Raw genomic sequence first — 25,506 nt, forward strand, 5'->3', positions numbered from 1 at the left:
CTCATTTCCCGCTGCCGGGCTCGTAGCCCCAGCCGCGCGCGTCCCGCCGGCCACGCCGCACAGTGGCGGCCGGGTCGAAGGTGTTGGTCAGTTCGATCTGGTCGAGGTAGCCGAGGTGGTCGCCGCTGCCGAGCTTGATGACCGAGCCGGAGCCGGACCAGGAGTGCGCGACGAACGGCGCGAGCCAGGCCGTGCCGTCGGGTCCGAGGGTGGTGGCGGTCACCGTGCCGTCGGGTTCCTGCCGGCGCAGCGTCAGTTCGCCGTCGGTGACCAGGTAGTGGTTCTCGCCGTGGTCGGTCAGGCCGAGGCCGTCCGCTTCGCCGTCGACGGTGAGGAAGACACCGACCAGGTCGGGGAGTTCGGGGGTCATGGCGGCCGACGACGCGGTGTAGCCGGCGAATGCTCGGGTGGTCGCCCGGCTCTCCGCGGCCGTCAGATGTGTCTTGCCCAGCCTGTCGCGGCGCCGGACCGGCTCGATCAGGGGCCGGAAGTCGAAGCCCAACGTCCCGCAGAGGTCGCGCAGTTCGCCCAGGCCGAGGCTCTCGGTCTTGCCGTCGCAGAATGCGCTGATGTGGTCGGCGCTGACGCCGGAGATCCGGCCCGCGCTGTCGGCGTCGAATCCGCGCCGGCGCAGGGCGGCACGCAGCGCCGCCGCCTCCGCCGGGACGGTGTCCAGGTCCGTGAGCAGGGCGTCCACCGCCGGGTCGGCCCAGGTATTGGCCTCCTCCAGCAGGCGGGCCAGGTTGGAGACGCCTGTGTAGGAGACGATGCGGGCCGGGGTCTCGTCCACGAGTCCGTAGGTGTGCGGACAGTAGGAGGACTCGACATAGGAGTCACCCGGCTCCATCACTCGCCAGGTCGTGTCGTCCAGTTCGGCTCCCCAGCGTCCGTGGATCCGCCCGGGGCCGAGGTTGATCGTGATCGCGGGTTCCAGATGGCCGTTGTTCAGTGTCGGCAGCGTTCCGGCCGGGCAGAGGATGTCGAGAATGACCGGCGCGACCCGGCCCTCTGGCGCCGCCATCGTGTAGTAGTTGTAGAAGTGGATGCCGGCCCGCTGGATGGGCCGGCACGTGGCGTACATCTGTTCCGCGCTCTGCACGATCGCGGCCGCGTCGGTGCCTTCGCGCGCGGCGATCTGTTCCGGTGCGACGCGCAGTGCCGTGCACAGGGCCGCGAGCTGCGTCTCGGACATGTCGGTGCGGCTGCCGTCCAGGACGGCGCTCAGCACCGGCACGTCCACGCCCGCGGCACCGAGCAGGTCCGGCGTGATCTTGCGCGCGTTCATCCAGTGCATCAGTCGGAACCGGTCTGGTGTCATCACTCGCTCCGCGGTGAGGTGGGCTGGCGCAGGCTCGCGAGGAGCGACCCGAGGCGGTCGCGGTCGAGTCGGCGCGGGTTGTTGTCGGCCCGGTCGTAGCGCAGCGCCTCGGCCGCCAGATGCTCGTCGTCGAAGTCGTGGCCGTCGTAACCGGCCAGGCCCGCCGCGGCCAGCAGGCCGTCCAGCCGGCGCACGGCCGAGCCCGGGTCGGCGCAGCGCAGCGCGTCGAGGATCCGCGCGACGATGTCCCGCACGGCGCGCGCGCCGCGCGGATGCTGGCAGTCGGCGTCCGTGGTCTCGGCGTTGTAGGAGAGGACCGCTCCGAGGGTCAGACCGCAGGCGTGGCCATGCGGGATGCCGTAGCGCAGGGTCATGGGGTAGGACAGCGCGTGGCACACCGTGGTGCGTGCCACCGCGATGGCGCGCCCGGAGTACAGGCCGGCCAGGCTGATCGCGCTGCGCGCGGCGATGTCGTCCGGATCCGCCAGCAGGCGTTCCAGGTTCGCGGACGCCAGGGCGACCGCGCCGACCCCGTGCGCCACCGTCTCGGGCGTCGAGCCCGCCGACCAGGCGCCCTCCATGCCCTGCGCGAGGGTGTCGAACACCATGCCGCCCAGGGTCTCGGCGGCCAGGGTCCGGGTCAGCTCCGGATCGATGACCACCGCGTCGGGCGCCATGCCCGTGCCGACGAAGGAGTCCTTGCGTCCGCCGGCGAAGTCCCACACGGTCGCGAACGGCGTCACCTCGGCGCCGGTGCCGGGCGTGGTGGGCACAGCGGTGACCGGGCGGCGCGGGATGCCGGTGGCCTCGGCGGCGCGGACCGCGGCCACCTTGGCGGTGTCCACAACGCTTCCGCCGCCGATGGCCACGATGGGGCCCGTGTCCAGACGGACCATCAGGTCCGCGATCCGGTCGATCTTCGCCCAGGTCGGGTAGCCGCCGGGGACGGTGGTGAAGACGTGCGCCGGCAGTGTGCCGCGCAGTTCGGCGAGCCAGGCGCGGCCGGCCGAGCCGTGGCCTGCCAGCACCAGCGGTGGCCGTCCGTCGCCGAAGCGGGCCAGGACCTGCGTCAGGCCCAGCGCCGAGCCGGGGCCGAACGCCACGTAGGGGTCGTCCGGCCGTGTCCGACGGGGAGAGGGGGGTGCGATGGTCATGAGTCCTCGGCATTGCGGTCGGTGGTGTGCCCGGACCGGGATGCGGCCGGTTCGACCATGCGGGTGGCGCCAGGCGTGCACCGCGGCCGGCCGTCCGGCGACGGGCGTGTCGCCGCCGGCGGCTGATGGCGCTGGGTACCGGTGGTGCGGATACGTGACCGCGGTCGTCGTCGCCGGTCGTACGGCGGCGCGGTGCGGGGGACACCGCGCCGCCGGGTCCGCCGGACACGCACAGGCAACCAGCGCTCCACCAGAGGGCCAACGTTCATTAGCCGAGTGGGGGCGATCGATAAGCAGTTGGTTATTTTCGCCCTTTCTGTTGATGTATCAGACATCCCTTATCGGTTGATCAGCAACGGTCGCGCTCGTTGACCGGCTTCGCGGCCCTGCCTAGGTTTCCGCTTCATCGCGCTCACCGAACCGGTGTGCGATACGGCTTGAAGGGGACCGCAGATGGACCTGTTCGCGAAGACGAAACCCGTCGAGGGCACACTCGGCTCCTGGGCCGAGCGCACCCACGGGCTGTGCGCCTTCCCCAAACTGCGCGGTGAGATCTCGAACCGGATGAACTTCGGCGGACGCGACTGCGTCGTGTGGAGCGTCAACAACTACCTCGGCCTGGCCAACGACCCCGAGATCCGGGCTGTGGACGCCCAGGCCGCCGCCGACTACGGTCTGGCCGCACCGATGGGCTCGCGGATGATGTCCGGCGAGACCGACGAGCTCGAACACCTGGAGCGTGAGCTGGCCGAGTACGCGGCCAAGCCGGCCGCGTTCTTCATGAATTTCGGCTACCCCGGCATGTCGTCGATGATCGACGCGGTCACCGGCCGGCACGACGTGGTCATCTACGACGCGCACTGCCACGCCTGCATCGTGGACGGCGTCGTGTTGCACCAGGGCAAGCACTTCGCCTTCCCGCACAACGACGTCGCGGCCCTCACCGACCTGTTGGAGCGGGTGAGCGCGCAGCTGCACCCCAAGGGCGGCATCCTGGTCGTCACCGAAGGCGTCTTCGGCATGTCCGGCGATCTCGGCAGACTCGACGAGATCGTACGGCTCAAGGACCGCTTCGATTTCCGGCTCCTGGTCGACGACGCGCACGGCTTCGGCGTCACCGGCCCCAGCGGCGGCGGTACCGGCGAGCACTTCGGAGTCCAGGACGGCATCGACCTGTACTTCGGTACCTTCGCCAAAGCCGGAGCCAGCATCGGCGCGTTCGTCGCGGGCGAGACCGAGGTCGTCTCCTACCTGCGCTACAACACCCGCTCGCAGATCTTCTCCAAGGGCCTGCCGATGCCGGTGGTGATCGGCAACCGCGCGCGGCTGCGGCTGATCCGGACCCGGCCCGAGGCGCGCGCGGCACTGTGGAACATCTCGGCCCTGCTGCAAAAGGAGCTACGGGCTCGCGGCCTGGAGGTCGGCGCCACCGAAAGCCCGGTCACCCCGGTCTACCTGAGCATGGACACCGAACTCGCGGTCGAGTTGATCCGGCGGCTGCGGGACGAGCACGGAGTCTTCGTGAGCCTGGTCACCTACCCGGTGGTGCCCCAGGGCGTGGTCCAGCTGCGGCTGACACCGACCGCTCTGCACACCGCCGACGACGTGGAACGGACCGTCGAGGCGATCGAGAAGGTCTACTTCGACCTGGTGGGCCGGGCATGAAGGCCGCGGAGATCCGCGAGCGGCAGGCCAAGCTCGCCAAGGCGCCGCTGCGCGAGCCCGACCCGGCGCGACTCGAAGCCGAACACGCGCAGTTCCTGCACCGCACCCGTGGCTCGGCCGACCTCGCACAGCGCGCCGCCGAAGTGCTGCCGCGCGGGGTCGAGCACGTCGACCCGCTCTCCTATCCGTACCCGCTGTTCATGCGCGGCGGCCGGGGCAGCCGGGTGACGGACGTCGACGGCAACGAGTACGTGGACTGCGTCCTGGCCGGAGGCGCGCTCAGCCTGGGGCACAACGACCCCGAACTGAACTCGGCCCTGGCCGGGATCGTCAGCCGGCGCACGAACTTCCACGGCTACATGGACGAGTTCGAGGTCCTCGCCGCACAGCGGATATCGGACGTCTTCCCTTCGGTCGAGGCGGTACGGTTCACCTCCTCGGGCGCTGAGGCCAACCTCGCCGCGATGCGCATGGCCCGCGCCCACACCGGCCGCAGCAAGGTCGTCAAGTTCCGTGGCGCCTACCACGGCTGGGGCGACCAGTTCATGACCGACCTGGAGATCCCGGGCTCTGGGACGGTCCTGTCCGGCGGGGTACCGCCCGAGTTCCTGAGCAACACGGTGCTCGTCCACCAGAACGATCTGGACGAGCTGGAGCAGGCGCTCAGGGCGGCCGAGCCGGCCGGCGGCGTGGCGGCGGTGATCTGCGAACCACTCGGGGCCGAGTCCGGCCTGGTGCCCTTCGACGAGGACTTCCATGCCCAGGCGATCGAACTGGTGCACCGCTACGGCGCGCTGTACGTCTTCGACGAAGTGGTCACCGGCGTGCGGGCGGCCCGCGGCGGCGCGCAGGCCCGCTTCGGCGTCACACCGGACCTGACCACCCTCGGCAAGGGCCTGATGAACGGCTATCCGTCGTGCGGAGCGGTCGGAGGCCGCCGGGAGATCATCGACACCGCGCACATCGGCGTCCCCGACGGCCGCCCGACCACGTACATCGGCGGCACGCTGTCCGGCAACGTGCTGTCGGCCGCCGCCGCCTACCACACGCTCGGCATCATCGGCCGGGACGGCGTGTTCGAGCGGGCCGACGCCGTCGCCGCCGACCTGGTCGCGCGGCTCAACGAGTTGTTCACCTCGCGCGGCTTCGACTTCTTCGCCTACCACTTCGGGACCGTGGTGAGGATCGAGCTGACCGCGCCGCACGCGGTCGGACTGCGCGGCCCCGACGACTTCGCCGAGGTACTGCGGCGCCGCGAGATCCTCAGCCGCTACATGCTGCCGGTCCAGAACGCCGGGGTCCTGTCCCGCATGGGCCGGGACATGCTCACCACCGCCCACACGACGGCCGACAACGACAAGGTGGTGACGGCGTATGACCGGTTCCTCGACCTCGTCGTCTAGCGGGTCCCGCCGCACGGCGCTGGTCACCGGCGTGTCCAGCGGACTGGGCCGCGACATCGCGCGGTTCCTGACCGCCCGCGGCGTCATCGTGTTCGGCACCTGCCGCAACCCGGCGGCGCTCCCGGACCCCGACCGGCTTGCGGGAGTCGAGTACATCCCGCTGGAAGTCACCGATCCGGCGAGCGTCGCGGCGTGCGCGAAGCTGACCGGACCGGTGGACATCCTGGTGAACAACGCCGGGATGAGCCAGCTCGGCCCGCTGGAGGACCTCGACGACACCGCGATCGAGAACCTCTTCGCGGTCAACGTGTTCGGGCCGGTGCGGCTGGTCCGCGAGTACCTGCCCGGGATGCGCGCGGCCGGCCAAGGGGCGATCGTGATGGTCGGCTCGCTGATGGCCGAGTTCCCGCTCCCGTACCAGTCCGCCTACGCGGCCTCGAAGGCGGCGCTCCAGGGCTTCGCCCGGTCCCTTCGGTACGAGGTCGCGCCGTTCGGTGTCCGTGCCAGCGTCGTGCAGCCCGGTTACTACCGCTCCGACATCAGCCGGCGGCGCGAGCGCGTGCTGCTCCCCGGCTCCGCGTACGCCGCCGCGCTGACCGCGGCCTCGGACACGCTCGACAGCTCGCACGCCAAGGCCGGCGACCCGGCCGAGGTGTCGCGGCTGGTCTGGCGGATCGTCAACGACCCCGACCCGGCGCCGGTGTACTCCATCGGCGCGCACGTCCCCCTGCAGCTGTTCCTCAAGCGACTTCTCACCGGACGGCTCCTCGAGCGTCTCATCGCCAGGCGCTACCCCCCGAGCCGTCCGCTCACTTGAAAGGCATGACCGTGGCAGCGACCGATGAAGCGGCTCCGAACACGGACATTCCCGTGATCGACGCCGATGTGCACGAGATGATCGGCAACCCGCTGGAGTTCCTGCAATACGTCGACGAACCCTGGCGCAGCCGAATCCACCCCGACAACTGGATGGGCATCTCCATCCCCTACTCCTGGCCCACCACGGGCGGCCTGGCCCGGCCCGACGCCAACCCCGGCAACGGTTTCCGGGCCGGCAGCGACCTGGGGCTGATGCAGCGCCAGCACCTCGACGAGTTCAGCCTCGGCAAGGCCGTGCTCACCGGCCTGCTGTACCCCACCGAGTTCAAGACACAGCCCGAGTTCGCGTGCGGTATCGCCAAGGCCTACAACGACTGGCTGATCTCCAGCTGGCTCGACAAGGACTCGCGGCTGCTCGGCTCGGTGTGCGTGGCCGCGCAGAAGCCCGAGGAGGCGGCGCGCGAGATAGACCGGGTCGGGCAGCACCCCCAGATCGTGCAGGTCATCCTGCCGGTGATCTCGCACGACGTACTCGGCCGTGAGTACTACCACCCGGTCTACGCCGCCGCGCAACGCAACAACCTGGCCGTCGGCTTCCACCAGGGCGCCACGGTCGAAACCGCGGTCGGTCTGCCGCCCTACTACATCGAGTGGCACACCGCGATCGAGCAGGCGTGGCAGTCGCAGCTGATCGGATGCGTGGTGCACGGGGTCTTCGACAAGTTTCCCGACCTGCGGGTGGCGATGATCGAGTCGAGCTGGACCTGGCTGCCGCACCTGATGTGGCGCTTCGATCACAACTACCGCAGTCTGCGCCGGGAGATCCCGTGGGTGACCCGGCTGCCGTCCGACATCATCCGCGAACGGGTCAAGTTCACCACGCAGCCGATGGAGATCGCCGAGGACCCCGAGCACCTGCTGCAGATGTTCGAGATGGTCGGGAACGACGAGTTCCTCATGTTCTCCTCGGACTATCCGCACTGGGACTTCGATTCGCCGACCCGCGCGCTGCCTACCAGCTTCTCGCACGCACTGCGCCGCAAGATCCTTCACGACAACGCGGCCTCGTTCTACGGGATCGAGGTGTGACGCGATGAGCACCGAGTACCAGCGCGAACGCAAACGGCACGTCGTGTGCGCCGTGGACGAGCTCGCTCCGGGCACCAGTCGCCTCGCCGAACTCGGGCGCCGGCGAATCCTGGTGGTCCGCGACGAGGACGGGGAACTGCACGCCGTCTCGGACATGTGCCCCCATCAGGGCGGACCGCTGTCCGGCGGGTCGGTGGAACGGATGTGGGTCGCGGACCGGCCCGGTGAACACCGGCGCTCCGACAGCCGGACGGTGGCCGTCTGCCCCTGGCACAACTTCGAGACCGATGTCTCGACCGGATGCTCCGTATGGGAGCCACGGCCGCTGCGCGCGGCGACGTACCGCGCCGAGGTCGAGGACGGCGATGTCGTTCTCTACGTCTGACCCGTCCACCCAGCGAAATGAGAAACGCATGTCCACTGGTTCACGCAACGCCCGGCTGCGCGCCCTGTTCGAGGCCCCGGAACTGTTCTTCTTCATGGAGGCGCACGACGGGCTGTCCGCCCGGATCGCCGACGCCGCCGGGTTCCCGGCCCTATGGGCGTCGGGGCTGTCCATCTCCACCGCTCTCGGTGTCCGGGACAGCTCCGAGGCCTCGTGGTCGCAGATCGTCGACGTGGTCGCCCGGGTGGTGGACGCCTCCGCCGTGCCGGTCATGGTCGACGGCGACACCGGGCACGGCGACTTCAACAGCGCGCGGCGGTTCACACGGCAGGCCGAGCGGATCGGCGCCTCGGCGGTCTGCCTGGAGGACAAGGTCTTCCCCAAGATGAACTCGTTCGTGGGAGACGGCCACGAGCTGGCGCCGGTCGGCGAGTTCTGCGGCAAGCTGCGCGCTTGCCTGGACGCGCGCGGCGACGAGGACTTCCGCGTGGTCGCACGCACCGAGACGCTGATCGCCGGCGGGACGGTCACGGAGGCCCTGGACCGCGCCCATGCGTACGCCGACGCGGGCGCGCATGCGATCTTCATCCACTCGCGGCGCAAGACCGCCGAACAGATCGCGGAGTTCGCCCAGGCATGGCGCGAGCGCCTCCCCCTGGTCATCGCCCCCACGACATACGCGGACACGCCGACCGGCGAGTTCCGGGCCATGGGCATCAAGGGCGTGATCTGGGCGAACCAGAACATGCGCGCCGCGTTCGCTGCGATGACCAAGGTCTCGCGGGACATCCTGGCCGCCGAGGGCGTGACCCGCGTCGAGAGTGACCTCGCACCGCTGTCCGAGGTGTTCGGCCTGCTCGGCTACGACGAATTGGCCGAGGACGAGCGGAGGTACGCGGACTTCGAACTGAGGGCGCGGTGAGTCAGGCACGGAGGGCGGGCCGTGCCGTGGCCGGCGGCGACGGAACGACGGTCGTCGGCCGGGTGCCGACGACCGGTCCGGCCACACGACGCGGTGCCGGCAACCACCCCGCAGCGCTCCCGAGCGCCGCGGCCCCGCCCGTCACCCGACCGATGGCGGCCCCCCGTGCCACCACCCTCCTGCGTATGCTCGGGCCGGCGTTCGTGGCCGCCATCGCCTACGTCGATCCCGGCAACTTCGCCACCAATGTCTCCGGTGGCGCGGCCGAGGGCTACGGCCTGGTCTGGGTGGTGATCGCGGCGAGCGGCGCGGCGGCGCTGATCCAGTTCCTGGCCGGCCGCCTCGGCCTGGCGACGGGGCGCGACCTGTGCACCGTGGTCCGCGAACGCGGGCGGCCGTGGCAGGTCGTGGCGATGTGGCTGCAGGCCGAACTCGTCTGCATGGCAACCGATCTGGCCGAGATCGTCGGCGTGGCGGTGGCCCTGAACCTGCTGTTCGGCCTGCCGCCCGCGCTGGGCGGACTGCTCGCCGTCGGGCTGTCCTACGCCGTCGTCGCCCTCGCCGACCGGCGTCAGGTGCGGTTCGAGCGGCTGATGGCGCTCGCGCTCGGCGCCGTGCTGGTCGCCTTCGTGGTCGCCTGCGTACTGGCGAAGGTGCGTATCGGTCCGGTGGCGGCCGGGCTCGTGCCGTCAGCGGCGGACGTCGACGGCACCTATCTGACGCTCGCCATCGCCATCGTGGGTGCGACCGTCATGCCTCATGCCATCTACGTCCACTCCGCGCTGACCGCCCGGCTGCACGGCACGGCGCCCGGCGTGGCCGCCCGTGGTCAGCGCACCGACGTCGGCCTCGCCATGGCCCTGGCCGCGCTCGGCAACCTCGTTCTGCTCGGCGTCGCCGCCGCCCTGCTGCACGGCAGGCCGGGGCCGTCCGGCGACACCACCATCGCCGGCGCGCACCGCGCGTTCGCCGCCGTGACACCGGCCCTGGGCGCGGTCTTTCTGGTCGCCCTGCTGCTGTCCGGCCTCGCCGCCTCGGGTGTCGGCACCTATGCCGGCCAGGTCGTCATGCGCGGTCTGCTGCGCCGGTCGGTGCCGATGGTGTTGCGGCGGGGAGTCACGGCCCTGCCGGCGCTCGTCGTGCTGTGCCTCGGGGTGGAACCCACCGGGGCGCTGGTCGCCAGCCAGGTCGTGCTGTCGTTCGGCATCCCGTTCGCGCTGATCCCGCTGATCCGGTTCGTCCGGCGTGTCGACCTGATGGGCGACTGGGCCGTCGGCCGGGCGACGGTGCTGGCCGCTTCCGGCTGCGTGGTGGTGATCGTGGCGCTCAACTGCCTGCTTCTCGTCCAGATCCTGTGAAAGGGGGGACCACCATGGAGGACACACTCATCGCCCGGCTGGAGGAACGCGCACGCCAGTCGGATGCGACCGTCATCCGCCTGCCCGGCGGCAGTGCGGACACGAACCTGCGCGACCTGCTGGACCGCGCCCAGTTCCTCGCCGGTGACCTGCACGAAGCCGGTGTCCGCCCGGGCGACGTCGTGGGCGTCGTGCTGCAGAACGGCTCCGGCTTCCTGACGGCGCTGTTCGGCTTGATGTACGCGGGCGCGATACCGGCACCGCTGGCCCTGCCCAACTCGCTCGGCGGGCTGGACGCCTACGGTCGTCATGTGACCGCGGTGGCACGGGACTGCGACATGCGGTTCCTCGTGACCGACCATGAGCTGCGACGCCTGCGCGACCGGCTCGCCCACGCGCTCGACGGCGGTCCGGCCGTCCTGGACCTCGACACATTGCCGCACGTCGAGTCCCGGCTGTGCCTGCCCTTCGCCGCGGACGAGCCCGGCTTCATCCAGTACACGTCCGGCAGTACTTCGGCGCCCAAGGGTGTCCTGCTCAGCCAGCGCGCGATGGCAGCGGGCGTGGCCGCGATCATCGGCGCCGCGCAGGTGACCCGTGACGACACGATCGGCCTGTGGCTGCCGCTCTTCCACGACATGGGCCTGGTGTCGGTCCTGGTCGGGCTGCTCGCCGCCAGGAAAGTGGTGCTCTGGCGCCCCGCCGACTTCGTCCGGCGCCCGGCCCGATGGCTCACGGAATTCGCCGAGGAACGATGCACCGTGTGCACGGCGCCCAACTTCTTCTACGACCATCTCATCGGCATCGCGGACCACTTCGACACGGTGCCGCTCGACCTGTCCGCATGGCGGGTCGCCTGCAACGGTGCCGAACCGGTGCAGGCGAGCACGGTCGAGGAGTTCGCCCGCAGGTTCGCCCCGCACGGCTTCGCCGCCGGCGCCGTGTGCCCGGTCTACGGCATGGCGGAGGCCACGCTCGCCGTGACGTTCAGCGAGGTCGGCAAGGGCGCGCGGACCGTCTGGATGGACCGCGCCCAACTGCGCGCGGACGCACGCGCGGTGCCGGCCGAGCCCGGCTCGGCCTCGGCCCGGCCGCTGGTGAGCGTCGGGCGGCCGGTGCCCGGCATGCTGGTCCGGGTCGCCGGCCCGGGCGCCGACGGCGGCGAGGTGGCCACGGGCCGGGTCGGCGAGATCCAGATCGCGGGGCCCGCGGTCACTTCCGGCTACCACGGCCGGCCACGTGCCGAGGCCTTCACCGACGACGGCTGGCTCCGCACCGGAGACCTCGGCTTCCTCGACGGCGGCGAGCTCTTCGTCGCCGGGCGCGACAAGAACATGGTCGTGGTCCGCGGCGAGAACTTCTACGCCGAGGACGCGGAGGCGATCGTCCGCGACCTGCCCGGCGTGTACCGCAACCGCTGTGTCGCGATCGCCTGGTCCGACCCTGAGGGCGGCGAGACGCTGGCGCTCGTCGCCGAGACCGCCCTGACCGGCGACGAGGACCGCGCGGGTCTGCGGCGCGGCATCGCCGCGGAGCTGACCGCAGGGCTCGGCCTGTCCGGGGTCCACGTCCGGCTGGTCGAGCCGCACTGGCTGCCGCAGACCAGCAGCGGCAAGGTCCGGCGCAACCGCGTACGGGCGGCCCTCGAAACCGAATCAGTGTGAGCGCCTTCCCTGCCATCCCCATCGTTCGACACGTTACGGAGACCACCATGGATGAGAACCGTCCCACCGTCGGCGACGCCGTGCGCTCGGCGTTCGCCGCGGAGCTGTTCCTGCCGCCCGACAAGCTCACCGACAGCTCTGCGCTGGCGGAGCTGGCCGGACTGGACTCCGTCAAGCTGCTGCGCGTCATCGCGGCGCTGGAGACGGAGTTCTCGATAGTGCTCGACGACGAGCAGCTGTACGACCTCGTCACGATCGGGGACGTCACCGTGCTCGTGGAGAAGGCCCTGCAGGCCCCGGCCGTCTCGGGCGGGTGAATGCCGCGGGTGCCGCCGCCGGGCTCGCCGGGGGCAGGGCCCTGACCCTGTGGCCCGGCCGCGGGATCGTGGTGTGCATCGCCGGCCGGGACGTCCCGGCCGGCCCCGGCGCGGCCGCATGGCCCCACCCGGTCGAGGCGCGGCTGGCGGCAGGACTCCCTGCCGCCCGCCGCGCCGACTTCCTGTGCGGCCGCCGCGCCGCCGGACTGGCACTCGCGGCTCTGGACCGCGTCGGGCCCGTGCTGCGTACGGCAAACGGGCGGCCGCTGTTCCCGGCCGGGGTCGCCGGGTCGATCAGCCACTGTGACGGTTACGGGGTGTGCGCCGCGGCTTTTGGTGCGCTCGCCCTCGGCGTGGATCTGGAGCGCGAAGGGCGGGTGCCGGCCACCGGGCTCCGCCACTTCGCCACGGAGGCCGAACGCGCCTGGATCGCGCGCTCCTTGGACGCCGGTCAGGCTCAATACCGGACGACCGCTCTCTTCTGCGCCAAGGAGGCGGTCTACAAGGCGCGCGGAGGCGGCGTCACGAACGGGTATCTGACGGTGGAACTGCTGCCTCGTCCGGGCGGCTTTCTGCAGTCCGGACCCGGGAAGCCGGCCGTGGTCACGCGCCGCCTGCCGGGACCCGATGCAGACCACTACGTCCTCGCGACGGCTTGGGAGGTGACGCCGTGGTGAACGGCAGGCCCTGGGAAGCGAACGGCGGCAAGAGCATCACGCCGGCTCGAAGGACGCGCAAGCCCGCCGTGTCGGTGGCGTCGTTTTGCCGGCCGCCGGAGCAGGGCGGCGCCCGTCAGCGCAGGGTCGTGGTGACGCACTGGATCCATCCGGAGGCCGTCGACTACCTGCGCCGGTTCTGCGATCCGGTGGTCCCGGTCGAGTCCGACGTGCTCGGTCGTGAGCAGTGCCTGGAGCTGGCGGCGGACGCCGACGCGTTGATCATGTGCATGGCCGACCGCGTCGACGACGACTTCCTCGCCCGGTGCCCGCGGCTGCGGGTGATCAGCACCGTGGTCAAGGGGCACGACAACTTCGATGCCGAGGCCTGCGCCCGGCGCGGAGTGTGGCTCACGGTGCTGCCGGACCTGCTGACCGCGCCGACGGCCGAACTGGCGGTGGCGCTGGCCGTCGCGCTGGGCCGACGCGTCCGCGAAGGGGACGCGCTGGTGCGCTCCGGCCGCCATGAGGGCTGGCGGCCCCTGCTCTACGGCACGGGCCTGTACCGCTCCCGGATCGGGTTGGTGGGCATGGGCCGGCTCGGGCAGGCTGTGGCGAGGCGCCTGGCCGGGTTCGAGCCGGCCGAGGTGCTGTACTACGACACGCGGCCGCTCGGCGCGCGCGAGGAGCGGCGGCTCGGAGTCCGGGGGGCGGGTCTCGGCGAGTTGATGGGCAGTTGCGAGGTCGTCCTGCTGCTGCTCCCGCTGGGCCCGGACACCCGCCAGCTGATCGGCCGGGACGTGCTCGCGGCGGTCCGGCCGGGGCAACTGCTGGTGAACGTCGGGCGCGGCTCCGTGGTCGACGAGGACGCGGTGGCCGCGGCGCTGGAGGACGGATCGCTCGGCGGCTATGCGGCCGACGTCTTCGCGTTCGAGGACCGGACGGTGCCGGGACGCCCCGGAAAGGTGCCCCGGCGGCTCCTCGCGCATCCCGGAACGCTGCTGACCCCGCATCTGGGCTCCGCCGTGGACGCGATCCGGCGGGACATGGCGATCGCCGCGGCGCGCCAGGTCGAGCAGGCGCTCAGCGGCCGGGTCCCGGACCACGAGGTCACCTCCGGACTGCTCGGGGAGTGAGTCCGGAGGTGACCTCGGGTGTGGTCCGGGCCCCCTGGCCCGCGGCCTCAGCGGGCCGCTCGGGGGGCCCGGACGGCGGCGACGCCCAGCGCGAGCAGACTGACGGCGAGAGTGATGCCGAGGGCCTCGTCGTAGACGGTGCGGTCCCCGGTCACCGCGGCCTGGAATCCTCGGGAGGCCCAGTACCCGGGGCTGAACCGGGCCACATGGCTCACCCAGGCCGGAAGCACGAACAGCGGGACCAGACAGCCGCTCAGGCAGGTGACGGTCAGCGCCCCGATGTCGGAGACGGCGGCGAGCTGTCCCTGTGTCCTGACCCACGCGCCGAGCGCCAGGCCGCAGCAGGACACACAGAGAGCCCAGGCCAGCACCATGACGGCCAGGCGCCAGGAGCCGGCGGCCAGGTCGAACCCGAAGGCGGCCGCGGCGAACCCGAACGTCACGGCTTGCTGCAGTGCGAAAACCGCGGTCAACGGGAGCGCCTTGCCGAGCAGGACGGCCGCCGGGCCGGCGGGGCTGGTGCGCAGCCGGTCCCAGGTCCGCCAGGTGCGCTCGGACAGCAGCGTCTGCCCGGCCATGTCGAGCGCCAGCAGCGTGAACATCACGGCCAGGCCCGCTGCCTGCTGGTTGATGGCCGGGCCGTCCGGGCTGCCCAGGCGTTGGTAGACCGGCCGCAGGACGACCATCAGCACGATCGACATGACGGCGTAGGCGATGACGGTGCCCGGCTCGCGCAGCAGCAGCACCGCGGCGTGGCGGGCGACGACGGCGGTACGGCGGGGTGCGGCCCACCCGGGCGCCGCCGTCGGCGGAGCGGTCTCAGTGGCCATGGCTGGTTGCCTCCTGGGCGGTCGGGCGGCCGGGAAGGCCGCTGCGGTGGTCGGCGGGCCGACTCGGATCCTCGGGCCGGGGCTCGAGCAGGTGCCGGTACAGGTCGTCGAGTGTCGGCTCGCTGATCTGCACGGTTCGCACCCGGTCGGCCTCCGGCCCCAGCTCGCCCAGCAGCCGCGCCAGTGCCTCGGCGGGCCGGTCGGCGGTGAACCAGAGGCCGCCGTCGGCCGCCGTTTCGTCGGCGCGCTCGGCCAGCCGGTCCGGAGCGCGCCCGGCGAACCCGATCCCGACCCGCCCCGGCAGCCCGGCCAGCAGCTCCCGGCGGCCGCCACGTGCCACGATCCGGCCGGCCTCGGCGACCGCGAGCGTGGCGCCCAGGTCCTCGAGTTCCGGCAGGTAGTGCGTGGTGTAGACGACCGCGGCCCCTTCGTCGGCCCGCGCGCGCACAAGGGCGAGCAGGGCCTGCCGGGTCACCGGGTCGGCACCGACCGTGGGCTCGTCCAGCAGCATGACGGCGGGCCGGTGCAGCAGCGCGGTCGCGGCCTGGGCGCGGCGCTGCTGCCCACCGGACAGCTGCTCCACGACCTGGTCCAGCCGGCCGCTCAGCTCGACGGCCGCCGTGATCTCCTCGATCGCACGGCGCAGGGCCTTGCCGCTCAGCCCCGCCAGGCCGCCGTGGAACTCCAGGTTCCGGCGCAGCGTCACCGTCGGGTACAGCGCGATCTCCTGCGGTGCCAGGCCGACCCGGGCCCGTGCGCGGCCCGGCGCGGTGGCCAGGTCGATCCCGTCGATCACCACCCGACCGCGGTCGGGGCGTTCCAGGCCCGCGCACACCCGGGCGAATGTCGTCTTGCCGGCGCCGTTGTGGCCCATCAGACCGCAGATCTCGCCCGCTGCCACGACCAGGTCGAAACCGGCGAGGGCATGGACGGCGCCCCAGCTCTTGTGTAGATCCTGAACGTCCAACACGCAGTACTCCAGAAAGTCGAGTATACCTTGTATACCTGAGGTCCGAATAATAGCCACGCTGCCTCCGGACTCAAAACCGGCGGCCGCGTGGCCCGTATTTTCAGGCGGTATGGACCTTCCCGAGGCCGTCGTGCGCCAGAACGAGTTCCCGCGACACGTCCTGCACCGTTCTGTGCAGCCTCCGCAGCAGCGGCGAGCGCTGGTCCTGGTGCAGTACGAACGCCAGGTCCAACTCGTGGGTCGCCGGCAGTATGTCGCGCACCGCCACGCCGGGGTGCCGCCGCACACCGGCTCCGGGCACGATCGCCACCCCCAGGCGGTCCGCCACCATCGAGATCGTGGCCTCGATACCGTTCGTCTCGATCTCGATACGCGGGTTGAAGCCGCCGTGGCGCGCCAGCGTGCCGAAGGCGTCCGCGTAGGCGGGGCAGCGCAGGCGCACGCCGATGAAGGGCTCCTCCTCCAGGTGCCGGATGTCGACGAACCGCTCCTTGGCACACGGATGGTTGCCCGGCATGACCACCACCAGCCGGTCCCGCCGGACCACGAGCGGCGTCAGATTCGGCTCCAGGATCGGCAAGTGCATGAAGCCCACGTCCAGGACGCCCTCCCGGACGGCCGCCGCCTGCTTGTCACAGGGCACGTCGGTGAGTTCGATGCGGATACCGGGGGCACAGTGTGCGATACGCCGTAAGAACGGCGTCAGCACGGTGCTCGACTCGCCGCGCGGGAAGCCGATGCGCAGGAGCTCGCCGTCACCGGACGGTGCCCGGCGCGCGACAGTGCGCGCCTCCTCGTAGGCGGCCACGCAGCGACGAAGCGGCTCCAGCACGTCGTGCCCGGCCCCGGTGAGCGAGACCGTACGACTGGTACGTTCGATCAGCGTGGCGCCGAATTCGGTCTCCAACTTGTTGACCTGCTGACTCAGCGCGGGCTGAGTAATACCGAGCCGTTCGGCCGCACGGCTGAAATGCAAGTCTTCGGCAACGGCGAGAAAATAACGCAACCGACGCAGATCCATACGCCCCCCGTACGAATATGAAAGCGCGATACGCCTCCATATACAAGGTATACGTGAACTGCAGATGAGGTCAAGATTGAAAATAGTCAACAAAACGCAAAGGCCAAAAATCGGCAACCACGGACTGGGCCGACCCGTTCACCATGGACAGCAGTGACGGAAAATCACATTCCCCTTCCACGACCCCCACCCCCACCAGGGCCTTCGAAGAGGGCAGCAAGTGCTGGGACGCCGCGCAGGACGGCGTGCCCCTGTGCCAGGAGACATGATCGGCGGTCAGATCTGCTTCTCCGTCCTCGTCCTGGACGCGATGCACCGCCTGGGCATCCACATGAGCGAGGATTGCTGCGCAACCTCGGCCCGTCGCAGGACGACGTGGCGCTGATTGCGGTGTCGGCTGCTTCGAACCGGTCGAAGGCGCACGTCCTCGAGGGCGGCCTGCTCCGCGGGATCGATGCGTGACAACGACTACGGCAGCACCGACATCCTCACCAGGTCGGTCCGGGCACTGAACGCGAGTGCGGTGGTCATCGAGATCACGTGGCTGCGCCGGGACGTACACGGTCAGGAGTTCCAGCGGTCCGGCTCGCACTGCCTGCTGGTTCGTACTGCCGACGCATGGCGGATCGCCTCTGTGTCGCTTGTTGCCTGACCCTCCGCCGGCGTCTTCGTGCCGAGGCTGGCCAACCGGACGCTCCGACCGCGAGGCCGCCGGGCGCCTCGGCAGTCACCTCTGCGGGCGATCGAGTGTGACAGCGTCAGGCCCGGCCGGGCGGTTCCGCACCATGGGCGGCCGCGCTCGGCTCTGGCGTGCGACCGGGCGATGGGGCCTTCGACGGCCAGGAGATGGCGCCGCGGTCCGGCTCCCTCTGGCCGCTGTGCGGGTGACCGTGCAGTGAAGGTGGCGTGGGGGAGTTGTCGGAGCTTGTCAACGCGCGTAGCGGATGGTGCACCGCCATCGACCGCGACCGCCCGCAGTGAGCTGGCCGCGCTCACCGTGGCTGCCCCGCATTCGATGGACGGCTACGCCCGCGACAAGTTCGACTAGGCACAGTGCCCGCAGGTCGTATTCACCGCCCCAGACCCATCCCACCGGTCGGGTACACGATGCTGCGACACGATCCAGTCAGTGCCCGCGTGCAGTAGCGTGCTGGCGTGTCCATGCCTCCTCCGCCTCAGCAGTCGCCCCAGCCCTCCGGCCCCTACAGTCCCGCTCCCTACGGGCATCAGCCCGGGCCGTACAACCAGCAGCCGCCGGTCCCACCGCAGTACACAAGCGGGTACCCGCAGCAGCCCTACGCCTGGGGCGTGCCGCCGACGGCTCCACGGCCGTCGTCCAGGCGCTGGATCGCCGTGGTCATCGCCGTGGTGGTCACAGGGGTCGTGGCCGTCGCGGCGTTGTTCGCGCCGGCCAGCGTGAAGGCCGATGGCGGATACCCGGATGCCGTCTACGCCCTGACGCTGCCCAAGACCCTTGTCGACGGCCGCTACGCGTTTTGGAAGGACCTCTCCGCGACCGCGGGCCAGAAGATACAAGACGAAGCGAACGCAGACTCGGACGTCAGGGACCCGCGGGGCGTAGTCGGCGTCTACAGCCTGGGCGGTCACGCCTCCACAGGCACCATCGGGGTCTCCGGCATGGACGGACGGTTCAAGAACCCCGACTCGCTCCGCCGCAGGCTGATGACACCCGAGACCGAGCGTGACAGGCAGGACGTCGCCGAACAGCCGCAGGACATCACCCTGTCCGGCTCGGGCATCACGGTCAGCTGTGAAGTGATCAGCACTGTGAAGTCCGGTACGAAGATGACCTATCCACTCTGCGCTTGGGCGGACTCCAACACAGCAGTCTGCGTGGCCGTGATCACCGCGGCGACGATGGACCAGGACCCGGCTGACGTCGACTTGGAGGCTGCCGCCAAGACCACACTTCAGGTCCGTTCCGAAACACGAAAGGCAATCAAGTAGTCCTCGCCCCGGACCACGTTCGGCCCTCTGCCACCGCACATCAGTCTGATCCACCCACCCAGCAAGAGCCATCAGAAACGCCCTAGGCATCGGGAGTGATGAAGTTGTCGGGCCCCGCACAGTGGCCCACGACACGGATCTCACCTCACGCGCTGAGCATTTCCGTGAGCTGGTCGCGGGGCTGCCCAGTGAGGCCGTCGTGCAGCGTCTCGGTGCGGGTGCAGACGAGCCCGGTGCGGAAGCCCTTGGGGGTGTGCTGCCACACCTCGGTCGCCCTGTCGGCGGCGCCCGGCGGGTCGCGGTCGGCGAGCAGGCGGCGGAGGTGCCCGGCCGCCGGGCGTGCGAAGACCCCGGCCTCGTGGTTGCGGCGTTCCGGCACTTCGACAACCGGGACGGCTTCCCGCTGCTGCATGACCACTGCCTGGTCCTGAATCGCGTGCAGCGTAGGGGCGATGACGGCGAGCCGGTGTGGGGCGCTCTGGACACGGTCCGCCTCTACCAGCATGTGGTGGCGGCCGGGACGCTCTACACTCTCGAGATCACGACCGAGGTGTGTGAGGAACTGGGGTTGGCGACGGTGCCCCGGGAGGTGACGCCGGGCCTGCGCCCGGTGATGGAGATAGCCGGTGTCGACTCCGAGCTCATCGACTGGTCCTCGACCCGCCGTCAGCGGATCGAGGACGTCCTGGAAGGCCTCACCTGCAAGTACGCGGAGAAGCACGGGCAGCTGCCCGGCGAGCGCGCCCGCCACGGCCTGGCTGGCAGGCGGCGCAGGACACCCGCCCCGAGAAGAAGACCCCGCGCCCGTTGAAGCAACTGCTCGCGTGGTGGCGGGCGTCCGTGCTGCTCAAGTTCGGCAAGCAGATGGTCGATGGGCTCGCCGTGCAGAACGCGATCTGCGCCGCCCGCACCGCTCCCGACGCCACACGGGACGACGCCCCGGCCATGTCGGCCGACGCGCACGCCGACGATCACCACCACGACCAGGCGTCAGACGCGCCGCACGCCGTCGACCACCCGGGCCGGGACGCCACGCTCACCCCGGCGCAGAAGGCCGCCGCCGTCCAAGCCCACCAGCAGGGCGCGATGCCGCAGGAGTACCTGGAGGGCCGTACGACGGACCCGGCGACGTGGATACGCACACCGGAGAACCTGGACCGGTTCGCCGCCTTCACCCGCGAGGCCAACGTCTGCCGCCGCGCCATCGAGGACCGGGAGGTCCCGGCCCCGGTCACCGATCCGGCCCGCCCGGTGGACCAGCGCCGTCAGGAGCACGGGCAGCAATACCAGCAGCCCGGCCACGGCCGGGGCATCCAGCCGTGACGCGCTGCGGACCGTCCGGCGGGACGGACGGCGAAGTCACCGCGCCAGGCGCCGGGACGCGACTGGCCGCCGCCCCCGGAGGTCACCCGGGCGCGGGGAGGGTGCGGGGGACCGTTCCCCTTGAGCACGGAGGTCCCATGGTTGCCCCGATCCTGCCGCACCCGTCGCCGAAGACGCCGCCCGTCCCGCGCCGCTCCCGCTCACGGCAGTACCCCGGCGGCCGGCCGAACCCGTGGCGCACCGCGCGGGGTCGCCGCCGGGGATGAGTGGGCACGGTGAACTCCACCGCGCGCTCGGTGCGCGGACCGCTGGCCGGATGGGAGTGGAGTCCACCCGGAGAGTGGAGACCACGGTGGTGCGCATCGAGTGGACCCCACTCCGGTACGCACCATCCGGTGGGGGAGTGAGCCTCCACCAACTTGAAGTCGCTGGTCAAAGGGCTGGTGTGACCGGTATTCGGGGTGCTCGTGCTGGTCGTGGGCGGCTGTCTGTGGAGTAGATCGTTTGCCAGCGCGGTTGGCTCGCCGGTTTTTGTTCGCTGTGGGCGGGCGGATGGCTTCGTCCAGGAATTCGACTCGTCGATCACGCGCGGCGAAGGCCGCCCACTGGTACCGAAGTCCAGGGGCGGCCGGGGGTGCTCCTGGCCGGGTGAGCGCCGGGAAGCAGATGGGTGGGTCAGACGTGCCCGAAGAACAGGCTGCCCGGCGCATCCGGGTCGTTGGAGAGGAAGTGCTCACGCACCGCCCGAATGAACTCGTGGCGCGAGATCGCGCCGTCCCCGTCGGTGTCCAGCATGGTGAACGCCTCCATGGCGTCGGGCGCGTCGCTCTTCCACACGTCCCTCAGGAAGCGAGCGAATTCATCCTTGCTGATCTCATTGTCACCGTCGACGTCGATGACGTCGAAGATCGCATGGCCGCCGCCCTCGGTCACGTTGAGGCGGCTGGTGTCGATGACCGCGAGGCGGTTGGCCGTGACGAACTGGTCCTTCGTGAGCCGGTCCGCTTCTACACCCGAGTGGCGCAGCAGTTCCAGCCAGTAGATCTGGCAGAAGGTCTGGATGGCCCTGGCCCGGCGATCGTTCTTGTCGAGCTTGTAAGCCTGGATGTAGCGGTCTGCGAGCTTCTGGTAGTCCGTCCAGTCCACGTAGCCGTCGTGGTTGGCGTCCATGGCGTCGAAATTGCGCTCGAGCTTGACGGTGATGACGTCCTGTGCCGTCGTGGTCATGGGCCGACCTTTCGTGATCTTGTTCTGCGGGCTTCTCCAGCGTGCGACCAAATTGCGCTGAAGGCATGCCGACCTGCGCATATGACACCCGATCTAGTGACCGTCTTACTGTCCCTGCCCCACGACATGCTGCGGTCGGCTGAGCAGAGCCAGCCGGTGACCTGATCTTGGACCTGTTCACGCTGGTCATGGGCGGCAGCCCGCGGCGCAGATCGTCTGTCAGAGCGGTCGGCTCGCCGATTCCTGCCCGCGGCGGTCCAGCGGCCCTCTACGATCCGCTCCATGCTGGATCCCGAGCTGTTGGAACGGATCACCGCGCGGCGTGCGGAACTGGACGAACTCGAAGAACAGCTGGCCAAGCAGTTGGCGGAGGTGCGAGCCGAGCGGGACGAACTCGCCGTGGCCGAAAGGGTCCTTGAACGGGTGAGCGAGCAGCTCACCCCGGGAGTGGCGTTCGTAGCGGGGGCTGAGTCGACGGTAGCCGGACAGCTACGACATCGTCCGCTCGATCACCCACCTTTGGCGGCCCAATCGTTCGCTGGACTCGATGCCTTTACGGGCGATGCAGACGCCGATGCGCTTGCCGCGTAACCATTTCCGCAGGTGGGGGATGTCATACGCTTTGTCGGCGTGCAGGCGCTGAGGCTTGAAGTGGCGGCTGCCGTGGGGGTCGTGTCTCGTTTGGTGACCCGCCACCATGGGCTGCAGTCCTTCGCTGTCGTGGGTGTTGCCGGCCGAGACGCCGACGACCAGGGGCAGTCCGTTCGCGTCCGACAGGACGTGCATCTTGGAACCCGGCTTACCCCGGTCCACGGGGCTCGGACCTGTGTGTTCGCCACTTTTTTCGCCCTGACGTGGGCGGTGTCGAGGAGGACGCGGGTGACGTCGATGAGGCCGGCGTCGTCGAGCCGGTGCAGGACCGCTTCGTGTAGGCGGCCCCATACGCCCGCTCTGGACCAGATGAGGAACCGTCGGTGGGCCGTGGACTTCGAGACGCCGAAGCAGGGCGGCAACGCGCGCCAGGCACAGCCGCTGACCAGCACGTAGATGATCGCCGCGAACAGCGTCTCATCAGGCGTGTCCTGCGTTCCGCCGCCCTGTGGCCGCACCTTCGACGGTGGGATGAGCGGCTCGGCGATCTCCCACAGCCCATCCGGAACAATCCAACTCCACGTACCCCGCCCCATAGACAGCCCAACGAGCGATCACCACATAGGACATCGTCTAAGAGCGTCCGCCAGTAGGTCACCGGATGCGGGGGCTACGGGGGCGGTTGGGCCAGCGATAGAGAGTCCACGCCCGGCGGATGAGGCTGCGGATGGTGATGGTCGCGGTGGCCAGGGCGATGAAAAACTCGACGCAGACGCGGCGACGTTCGGTGCATCGGCGGAGCTTGCCGAAGTTGTTCATCCACGAGTTCGTGCGCTCTACAACCCACCGTCCGTCGGCTTGGATCGGGGTCTGTTCGCCTCGTTTGGCGATCTTCGCGGTGATGCCGCGTGTGTCGAGGTCGGCGTAGACCGGCCGGTAGTCGTAGCCCGCATCCAGGCTCAGCGCCGGTTGCTCGGACAGTTGACCGAGCGCCTTGGCGAGGTCGGCGTAGTGGTCGAGGGTGGCGGGCAGCAGGGTGTGATCGCGAATGTTGGCGGGTGCGGGCTCGGTGACCAGCGGGATGCCGTACGCATCTGTGAGCTGTGAGCGTTTGACGCCTTGTTTGGCCCGGTCAACAGGGCTCTTGCCCGCGCACTCGCCGCCCGAGGGGGCCTTGGTCTGGCAGCCGTCGGCGCTCAGCTGTTCCAGGCCGAGGCTGATCATGCGGTCGTAGGCGGCGAGCGCGGCCAGGCGCAGGGCCTCGCCCGTGCTGGCGGCTATCCACTCATCGCGGCGTCTGCGCAAGGTGGTCGCCGAGCATGTCGCGTCCGCTACTCGCTCGTACCCCATTCCGGACACCAGGACCTCGATGAGTTTGTCGAAGACCACTTCGTCTGGGATCCGTCGACGATGACATCCCAGCGGATGGGTACTGACCCGCTGCGGCAATGACGCAAGGAACTCCTCACGGATGGGGGCGATGATCAACGAGGGCACGACAGGCACATCTCCTCCTGTGAGCACAGAATTCTCCCCGGCCTGGGGCGGCGTCGCCGCCTGGTCAGCGAGCGGTGTTCTCGGCGACCGGCTTCTTCTCAGCCGCTGGACGTTGCGCTGTGGCGGGGGATCGCAGCAGGGTGGCGGCGAGGAGGAGAGCGACGGCGACGAGGCCCGAGCCGATGCGGAAGGCAAGCTGGTAACCACCCGTGAGTGCCGAGGCGGTGCTCGCGCCGCCGGCCAGCAGGGCATCCGTATGCGAGGTGGCGAGTGTGCTGAGGACCGCAAGGCCGAAGGCGCTGCCGATCTGCTGCATGGTGTTGAACATGCCGGAGGCGATCCCGGAGTCCTGGGGCGTGGCTGCCGACATGGCGAGCGTGGCCAGCGACGGCATCGCGAGGCCGAAGCCGATGCCGAGCGGCAGCAGCGCGGGCAGGATGTCCACGACGTAGCTCCCGCCTGCCGGTACGCGGCCGAGCGCGGCGAGACCTGCCGTGATGAGCGAGAGTCCGGGAAGGAGTACGGCACGGGGGCCGAAGCGCGCGATCAGCTTGGGCGAGAGGCCGAGCGACAGGGCGCCGATTGCGACCGAGACCGGGAAGATGCCGAGGCCGGTGTGTATCTCGTCGAAGCCGAGCACCTTCTGCAGGTAGAGCACGCACAGGAATTGGAAGCTGAACATCCCGGCCACCATGAGGGCCTGGATGCCCATAGCTCCTGAGACGTTGCGCGAGCGGAATACGCGTAGCGGCAGGAGCGGGTGGGGCGCCTTCGCCTGGCGGGCGACGAATGCCAGGAGCAGGGCGAGTGCCGCGGCGCCGAAGCTCAGCGTGTGTGCGGAAGTCCAGCCGTAGCTGGTGGTCTCGACGATCGTGTAGACGCCGAGCATCAGTGCGGAGGTGACCAGGAGCGCGCCCACGACATCGGTCCCCTCACCAAGGCCGACACCCTGCTCGGAGGAGAGCACGCGCCCGGCCATCAGCGCGGCTGCGATGCCGATGGGGACGTTGACGAAGAAGATCCAGTGCCAGCTGATGGTCTGCGTCAGGGCGCCGCCGGCGAGGAGGCCCATCGAGCCGCCGGCGGACTGGACGAAGCTGTAGACACCGATGGCCTTGGCCCGCTCCTTCGGCTGAGGGAACAGGGTTACGACCATGCCTAGGGTGACGGCGGAGGTCACCGCGCCGCCGATGCCCTGGACGAACCGGGAGGCGAGCAGCATCGCCGGGTCCTGGGACACCCCGCACAGCAGCGAGGCAGCCGTGAAGAGGCTCAGGCCGGTGATGAAGACGCGCTTGCGCCCGATGAGGTCGCCGAGCCGTCCGGAGAGCAGCAGCAGGCCACCGAAGGGGACCAGATAGGCGTTGACCACCCAGGCCAGGCCCGAAGAGGAGAAACCGAGGTTCTGCTGGATGGACGGCAGCGCCACGTTCACGATGGTCCCGTCGAGGATGACCATCAACTGCCCGGCACAGAGCACGGCCAGTGCCGACCAACGCGATGTCAGTGCTGATGAGTCGGTTCTCCGCACGGGGATTCCTTCCAATGGTGCACGACTTGTTACAGCAGTCATCTTCTGTAACTATGTCGGGCGGCGGAAGGAGGCACTTTCATGTCACGCAGTCACACCGATGTGTCCGACCAGGTCAGCAACGAGGCGTGCCCGCTCACCGAGGTCCTCGACCACGTCGCGGGCAAGTGGAGCATCGGGATCCTCGTCGCTGCCGCACACGGACCGGTCCGATTCACCGAGTTGGAACGTGCCATCGCCGGCATCAGCCGGCGCATGCTCACCTTGAACCTGCGCAAGCTGGAACGTGACGGCCTGCTCATCCGGACCGTCTACCCCACCGTGCCGCCCAAGGTGGAATACGACCTCACGCCCATGGCCCGCGAACTCCACGCAACCCTCACCGGGCTCGTCGGCTGGGCGGAACGCCACCGAGCCGACATCACCGCCGCCCGCACCACCTACGACTCCGCCACGGCACCGGCTCCCTGACGCCTACCGGGGACCCGGCAGGCGTTGAACGATCACCTACTGGCGGACGCTCTAAGAAGTCATCTCATTTGGATTCTCCGGTAGCCTGCTTGCGTAGGGATTGTTGAACGGCTGGTGCCGGAGGAGTTGTGGGAGCTGTTCCAGCGGGTGGTGCCGGAAGCGCCTTCCCGACCTCAGGGAGGCGGCCGGCG

Annotated in this window: 27 protein-coding genes and 2 pseudogenes; 19 read left to right on the forward strand and 10 right to left on the reverse strand. The window is 70.2% G+C overall.

Annotation, left to right across the window (positions count from 1 at the left end):
* Position 1 precedes the first annotated feature (1 nt).
* Together ACZ7P3_RS39815 and ACZ7P3_RS39820 are read right to left on the reverse strand one after the other, a co-directional pair.
* Positions 2–1,318 (reverse strand): cupin domain-containing protein, encoded by a 1,317-nt coding sequence (locus ACZ7P3_RS39815; protein WP_472089394.1) that lies wholly within the window; start codon positions 1,316–1,318, stop codon positions 2–4.
* Positions 1,318–2,472, reverse strand: a complete 1,155-nt coding sequence (locus ACZ7P3_RS39820; protein ID WP_472089395.1) for an iron-containing alcohol dehydrogenase — start codon at positions 2,470–2,472, stop codon at positions 1,318–1,320. Before ACZ7P3_RS39820 ends, ACZ7P3_RS39815 begins: the two co-directional genes overlap by 1 nt.
* Before the next feature lie 453 nt (positions 2,473–2,925).
* Here ACZ7P3_RS39820 and ACZ7P3_RS39825 point away from each other — a divergent pair, with 453 nt between their 5' ends.
* From ACZ7P3_RS39825 to ACZ7P3_RS39875, 11 genes are all read left to right on the forward strand, one after another.
* Positions 2,926–4,137 carry an aminotransferase class I/II-fold pyridoxal phosphate-dependent enzyme gene (locus ACZ7P3_RS39825; protein WP_472089396.1) on the forward strand — a complete coding sequence of 404 codons (1,212 nt, stop codon included), beginning with the start codon at positions 2,926–2,928 and terminating at the stop codon, positions 4,135–4,137.
* Entirely contained in the window at positions 4,134–5,540 is a 1,407-nt protein-coding gene (locus tag ACZ7P3_RS39830) for an aspartate aminotransferase family protein (protein ID WP_472089398.1), read from the forward strand. The genes ACZ7P3_RS39825 and ACZ7P3_RS39830 overlap by 4 nt, the downstream gene beginning before the upstream one ends.
* On the forward strand, positions 5,512–6,357 hold the full coding sequence (locus ACZ7P3_RS39835) for an SDR family oxidoreductase (RefSeq protein WP_472089399.1): 846 nt from the start codon (positions 5,512–5,514) through the stop codon (positions 6,355–6,357). The genes ACZ7P3_RS39830 and ACZ7P3_RS39835 overlap by 29 nt, the downstream gene beginning before the upstream one ends.
* Before the next feature lie 5 nt (positions 6,358–6,362).
* Positions 6,363–7,448, forward strand: a complete 1,086-nt coding sequence (locus tag ACZ7P3_RS39840) for an amidohydrolase family protein (RefSeq protein WP_472089401.1) — start codon at positions 6,363–6,365, stop codon at positions 7,446–7,448.
* Between the two features lie 4 nt (positions 7,449–7,452).
* Positions 7,453–7,833: a Rieske (2Fe-2S) protein gene (locus ACZ7P3_RS39845; RefSeq protein WP_472089402.1), complete on the forward strand. Its 381-nt coding sequence runs from the start codon at positions 7,453–7,455 to the stop codon at positions 7,831–7,833.
* Between the two features lie 28 nt (positions 7,834–7,861).
* Positions 7,862–8,755: a phosphoenolpyruvate mutase gene (gene aepX, locus ACZ7P3_RS39850; RefSeq protein ID WP_472089403.1), complete on the forward strand. Its 894-nt coding sequence runs from the start codon at positions 7,862–7,864 to the stop codon at positions 8,753–8,755.
* A gap of 185 nt (positions 8,756–8,940) precedes the next feature.
* Entirely contained in the window at positions 8,941–10,113 is a 1,173-nt protein-coding gene (locus ACZ7P3_RS39855; protein WP_472089405.1) for an Nramp family divalent metal transporter, read from the forward strand.
* A 14-nt stretch (positions 10,114–10,127) separates the two neighbouring features.
* Complete coding sequence (locus ACZ7P3_RS39860) at positions 10,128–11,777, forward strand: AMP-binding protein (protein WP_472089407.1); 1,650 nt, start codon at positions 10,128–10,130, stop codon at positions 11,775–11,777.
* 47 nt (positions 11,778–11,824) lie between these two features.
* A complete protein-coding gene (locus tag ACZ7P3_RS39865) occupies positions 11,825–12,094 on the forward strand; it encodes an acyl carrier protein (RefSeq protein ID WP_472089409.1) in 270 nt (89 codons plus the stop codon).
* Positions 12,091–12,771, forward strand: coding sequence for a 4'-phosphopantetheinyl transferase superfamily protein (locus ACZ7P3_RS39870; protein ID WP_472089411.1), 681 nt, complete (start codon positions 12,091–12,093; stop codon positions 12,769–12,771). Before ACZ7P3_RS39865 ends, ACZ7P3_RS39870 begins: the two co-directional genes overlap by 4 nt.
* Positions 12,768–13,886 carry an NAD(P)-dependent oxidoreductase gene (locus ACZ7P3_RS39875; RefSeq protein WP_472089413.1) on the forward strand — a complete coding sequence of 373 codons (1,119 nt, stop codon included), beginning with the start codon at positions 12,768–12,770 and terminating at the stop codon, positions 13,884–13,886. Before ACZ7P3_RS39870 ends, ACZ7P3_RS39875 begins: the two co-directional genes overlap by 4 nt.
* 47 nt (positions 13,887–13,933) lie before the next feature.
* Here ACZ7P3_RS39875 and ACZ7P3_RS39880 read toward each other — a convergent pair whose 3' ends face one another.
* From ACZ7P3_RS39880 to ACZ7P3_RS39890, 3 genes are all read right to left on the reverse strand, one after another.
* Complete coding sequence (locus tag ACZ7P3_RS39880; RefSeq protein ID WP_472089414.1) at positions 13,934–14,716, reverse strand: ABC transporter permease; 783 nt, start codon at positions 14,714–14,716, stop codon at positions 13,934–13,936.
* Positions 14,706–15,686: an ABC transporter ATP-binding protein gene (locus ACZ7P3_RS39885; protein WP_472089416.1), complete on the reverse strand. Its 981-nt coding sequence runs from the start codon at positions 15,684–15,686 to the stop codon at positions 14,706–14,708. The genes ACZ7P3_RS39880 and ACZ7P3_RS39885 overlap by 11 nt, the downstream gene beginning before the upstream one ends.
* A gap of 100 nt (positions 15,687–15,786) precedes the next feature.
* On the reverse strand, positions 15,787–16,707 hold the full coding sequence (locus ACZ7P3_RS39890) for a LysR family transcriptional regulator (RefSeq protein ID WP_472089418.1): 921 nt from the start codon (positions 16,705–16,707) through the stop codon (positions 15,787–15,789).
* A gap of 224 nt (positions 16,708–16,931) precedes the next feature.
* Here ACZ7P3_RS39890 and ACZ7P3_RS39895 point away from each other — a divergent pair.
* From ACZ7P3_RS39895 to ACZ7P3_RS39910, 4 genes and pseudogenes are all read left to right on the forward strand, one after another.
* Positions 16,932–17,050, forward strand: a pseudogene (locus tag ACZ7P3_RS39895) (oxygenase MpaB family protein); the annotation flags it as partial.
* 111 nt (positions 17,051–17,161) lie between these two features.
* Positions 17,162–17,359, forward strand: a complete 198-nt coding sequence (locus tag ACZ7P3_RS39900) for a DUF6841 family protein (protein WP_472089420.1) — start codon at positions 17,162–17,164, stop codon at positions 17,357–17,359.
* A gap of 273 nt (positions 17,360–17,632) precedes the next feature.
* The gene (locus ACZ7P3_RS39905) at positions 17,633–17,755 is read left to right on the forward strand and encodes a hypothetical protein (protein WP_472089422.1); all 123 of its coding nucleotides are present in this window, start codon (positions 17,633–17,635) and stop codon (positions 17,753–17,755) included.
* Positions 17,756–18,060: 305 nt separating this feature from the next.
* A complete protein-coding gene (locus ACZ7P3_RS39910) occupies positions 18,061–18,675 on the forward strand; it encodes a hypothetical protein (protein ID WP_472089423.1) in 615 nt (204 codons plus the stop codon).
* A gap of 145 nt (positions 18,676–18,820) precedes the next feature.
* Here the strand turns inward: ACZ7P3_RS39910 and ACZ7P3_RS39915 are convergent, their stop codons facing one another.
* The gene (locus ACZ7P3_RS39915; RefSeq protein WP_472089438.1) at positions 18,821–19,087 is read right to left on the reverse strand and encodes a hypothetical protein; all 267 of its coding nucleotides are present in this window, start codon (positions 19,085–19,087) and stop codon (positions 18,821–18,823) included.
* Between ACZ7P3_RS39915 and ACZ7P3_RS39920 the strand changes: the two genes are divergently transcribed.
* Together ACZ7P3_RS39920 and ACZ7P3_RS39925 are read left to right on the forward strand one after the other, a co-directional pair.
* Entirely contained in the window at positions 19,034–19,486 is a 453-nt protein-coding gene (locus tag ACZ7P3_RS39920; RefSeq protein WP_472089425.1) for a relaxase domain-containing protein, read from the forward strand. The two genes, ACZ7P3_RS39915 and ACZ7P3_RS39920, sit on opposite strands and share 54 nt — an antisense overlap.
* Positions 19,483–19,998 (forward strand): hypothetical protein, encoded by a 516-nt coding sequence (locus tag ACZ7P3_RS39925; protein WP_472089426.1) that lies wholly within the window; start codon positions 19,483–19,485, stop codon positions 19,996–19,998. The genes ACZ7P3_RS39920 and ACZ7P3_RS39925 overlap by 4 nt, the downstream gene beginning before the upstream one ends.
* 675 nt (positions 19,999–20,673) lie before the next feature.
* Here ACZ7P3_RS39925 and ACZ7P3_RS39930 read toward each other — a convergent pair.
* Positions 20,674–21,225, reverse strand: coding sequence for an EF-hand domain-containing protein (locus ACZ7P3_RS39930; protein ID WP_472089428.1), 552 nt, complete (start codon positions 21,223–21,225; stop codon positions 20,674–20,676).
* Positions 21,226–21,507: 282 nt separating this feature from the next.
* Here ACZ7P3_RS39930 and ACZ7P3_RS39935 point away from each other — a divergent pair, with 282 nt between their 5' ends.
* Positions 21,508–21,816, forward strand: coding sequence for a hypothetical protein (locus tag ACZ7P3_RS39935; protein ID WP_472089430.1), 309 nt, complete (start codon positions 21,508–21,510; stop codon positions 21,814–21,816).
* Here ACZ7P3_RS39935 and ACZ7P3_RS39940 read toward each other — a convergent pair.
* The 3 genes and pseudogenes from ACZ7P3_RS39940 to ACZ7P3_RS39950 all read right to left on the reverse strand — a co-directional run.
* A pseudogene (locus ACZ7P3_RS39940) lies at positions 21,718–22,412 on the reverse strand (IS5 family transposase); the annotation flags it as partial. The gene ACZ7P3_RS39935 and the pseudogene ACZ7P3_RS39940 sit on opposite strands and share 99 nt — an antisense overlap.
* A 58-nt stretch (positions 22,413–22,470) precedes the next feature.
* The gene (locus tag ACZ7P3_RS39945) at positions 22,471–23,322 is read right to left on the reverse strand and encodes an IS5 family transposase (protein ID WP_472089432.1); all 852 of its coding nucleotides are present in this window, start codon (positions 23,320–23,322) and stop codon (positions 22,471–22,473) included.
* Positions 23,323–23,377: 55 nt separating this feature from the next.
* Positions 23,378–24,772, reverse strand: a complete 1,395-nt coding sequence (locus ACZ7P3_RS39950; protein WP_472089436.1) for an MFS transporter — start codon at positions 24,770–24,772, stop codon at positions 23,378–23,380.
* 153 nt (positions 24,773–24,925) lie between these two features.
* Between ACZ7P3_RS39950 and ACZ7P3_RS39955 the strand changes: the two genes are divergently transcribed.
* Positions 24,926–25,315 (forward strand): winged helix-turn-helix transcriptional regulator, encoded by a 390-nt coding sequence (locus ACZ7P3_RS39955; RefSeq protein WP_472089434.1) that lies wholly within the window; start codon positions 24,926–24,928, stop codon positions 25,313–25,315.
* The last annotated feature ends 191 nt before the right edge of the window (positions 25,316–25,506 follow it).

The sequence above is a fragment of the Streptomyces sp. NPDC107581 genome, assembly GCF_055657175.1.

Coding starts and splice junctions, on each gene's coding strand:
- ACZ7P3_RS39815 (WP_472089394.1), bottom strand. CDS start 1,318: ATGACACCAGACCGGTTCCGACTGATGCACTGGATGAACGCGCGCAAG.
- ACZ7P3_RS39820 (WP_472089395.1), bottom strand. CDS start 2,472: ATGACCATCGCACCCCCCTCTCCCCGTCGGACACGGCCGGACGACCCC.
- ACZ7P3_RS39825 (WP_472089396.1), top strand. CDS start 2,926: ATGGACCTGTTCGCGAAGACGAAACCCGTCGAGGGCACACTCGGCTCC.
- ACZ7P3_RS39830 (WP_472089398.1), top strand. CDS start 4,134: ATGAAGGCCGCGGAGATCCGCGAGCGGCAGGCCAAGCTCGCCAAGGCG.
- ACZ7P3_RS39835 (WP_472089399.1), top strand. CDS start 5,512: ATGACCGGTTCCTCGACCTCGTCGTCTAGCGGGTCCCGCCGCACGGCG.
- ACZ7P3_RS39840 (WP_472089401.1), top strand. CDS start 6,363: ATGACCGTGGCAGCGACCGATGAAGCGGCTCCGAACACGGACATTCCC.
- ACZ7P3_RS39845 (WP_472089402.1), top strand. CDS start 7,453: ATGAGCACCGAGTACCAGCGCGAACGCAAACGGCACGTCGTGTGCGCC.
- aepX (WP_472089403.1), top strand. CDS start 7,862: ATGTCCACTGGTTCACGCAACGCCCGGCTGCGCGCCCTGTTCGAGGCC.
- ACZ7P3_RS39855 (WP_472089405.1), top strand. CDS start 8,941: ATGCTCGGGCCGGCGTTCGTGGCCGCCATCGCCTACGTCGATCCCGGC.
- ACZ7P3_RS39860 (WP_472089407.1), top strand. CDS start 10,128: ATGGAGGACACACTCATCGCCCGGCTGGAGGAACGCGCACGCCAGTCG.
- ACZ7P3_RS39865 (WP_472089409.1), top strand. CDS start 11,825: ATGGATGAGAACCGTCCCACCGTCGGCGACGCCGTGCGCTCGGCGTTC.
- ACZ7P3_RS39880 (WP_472089414.1), bottom strand. CDS start 14,716: ATGGCCACTGAGACCGCTCCGCCGACGGCGGCGCCCGGGTGGGCCGCA.
- ACZ7P3_RS39890 (WP_472089418.1), bottom strand. CDS start 16,707: ATGGATCTGCGTCGGTTGCGTTATTTTCTCGCCGTTGCCGAAGACTTG.
- ACZ7P3_RS39900 (WP_472089420.1), top strand. CDS start 17,162: ATGCGTGACAACGACTACGGCAGCACCGACATCCTCACCAGGTCGGTC.
- ACZ7P3_RS39915 (WP_472089438.1), bottom strand. CDS start 19,087: ATGCAGCAGCGGGAAGCCGTCCCGGTTGTCGAAGTGCCGGAACGCCGC.
- ACZ7P3_RS39930 (WP_472089428.1), bottom strand. CDS start 21,225: ATGACCACGACGGCACAGGACGTCATCACCGTCAAGCTCGAGCGCAAT.
- ACZ7P3_RS39935 (WP_472089430.1), top strand. CDS start 21,508: ATGCTGGATCCCGAGCTGTTGGAACGGATCACCGCGCGGCGTGCGGAA.
- ACZ7P3_RS39950 (WP_472089436.1), bottom strand. CDS start 24,772: ATGGTCATCCTCGACGGGACCATCGTGAACGTGGCGCTGCCGTCCATC.
- ACZ7P3_RS39955 (WP_472089434.1), top strand. CDS start 24,926: ATGTCACGCAGTCACACCGATGTGTCCGACCAGGTCAGCAACGAGGCG.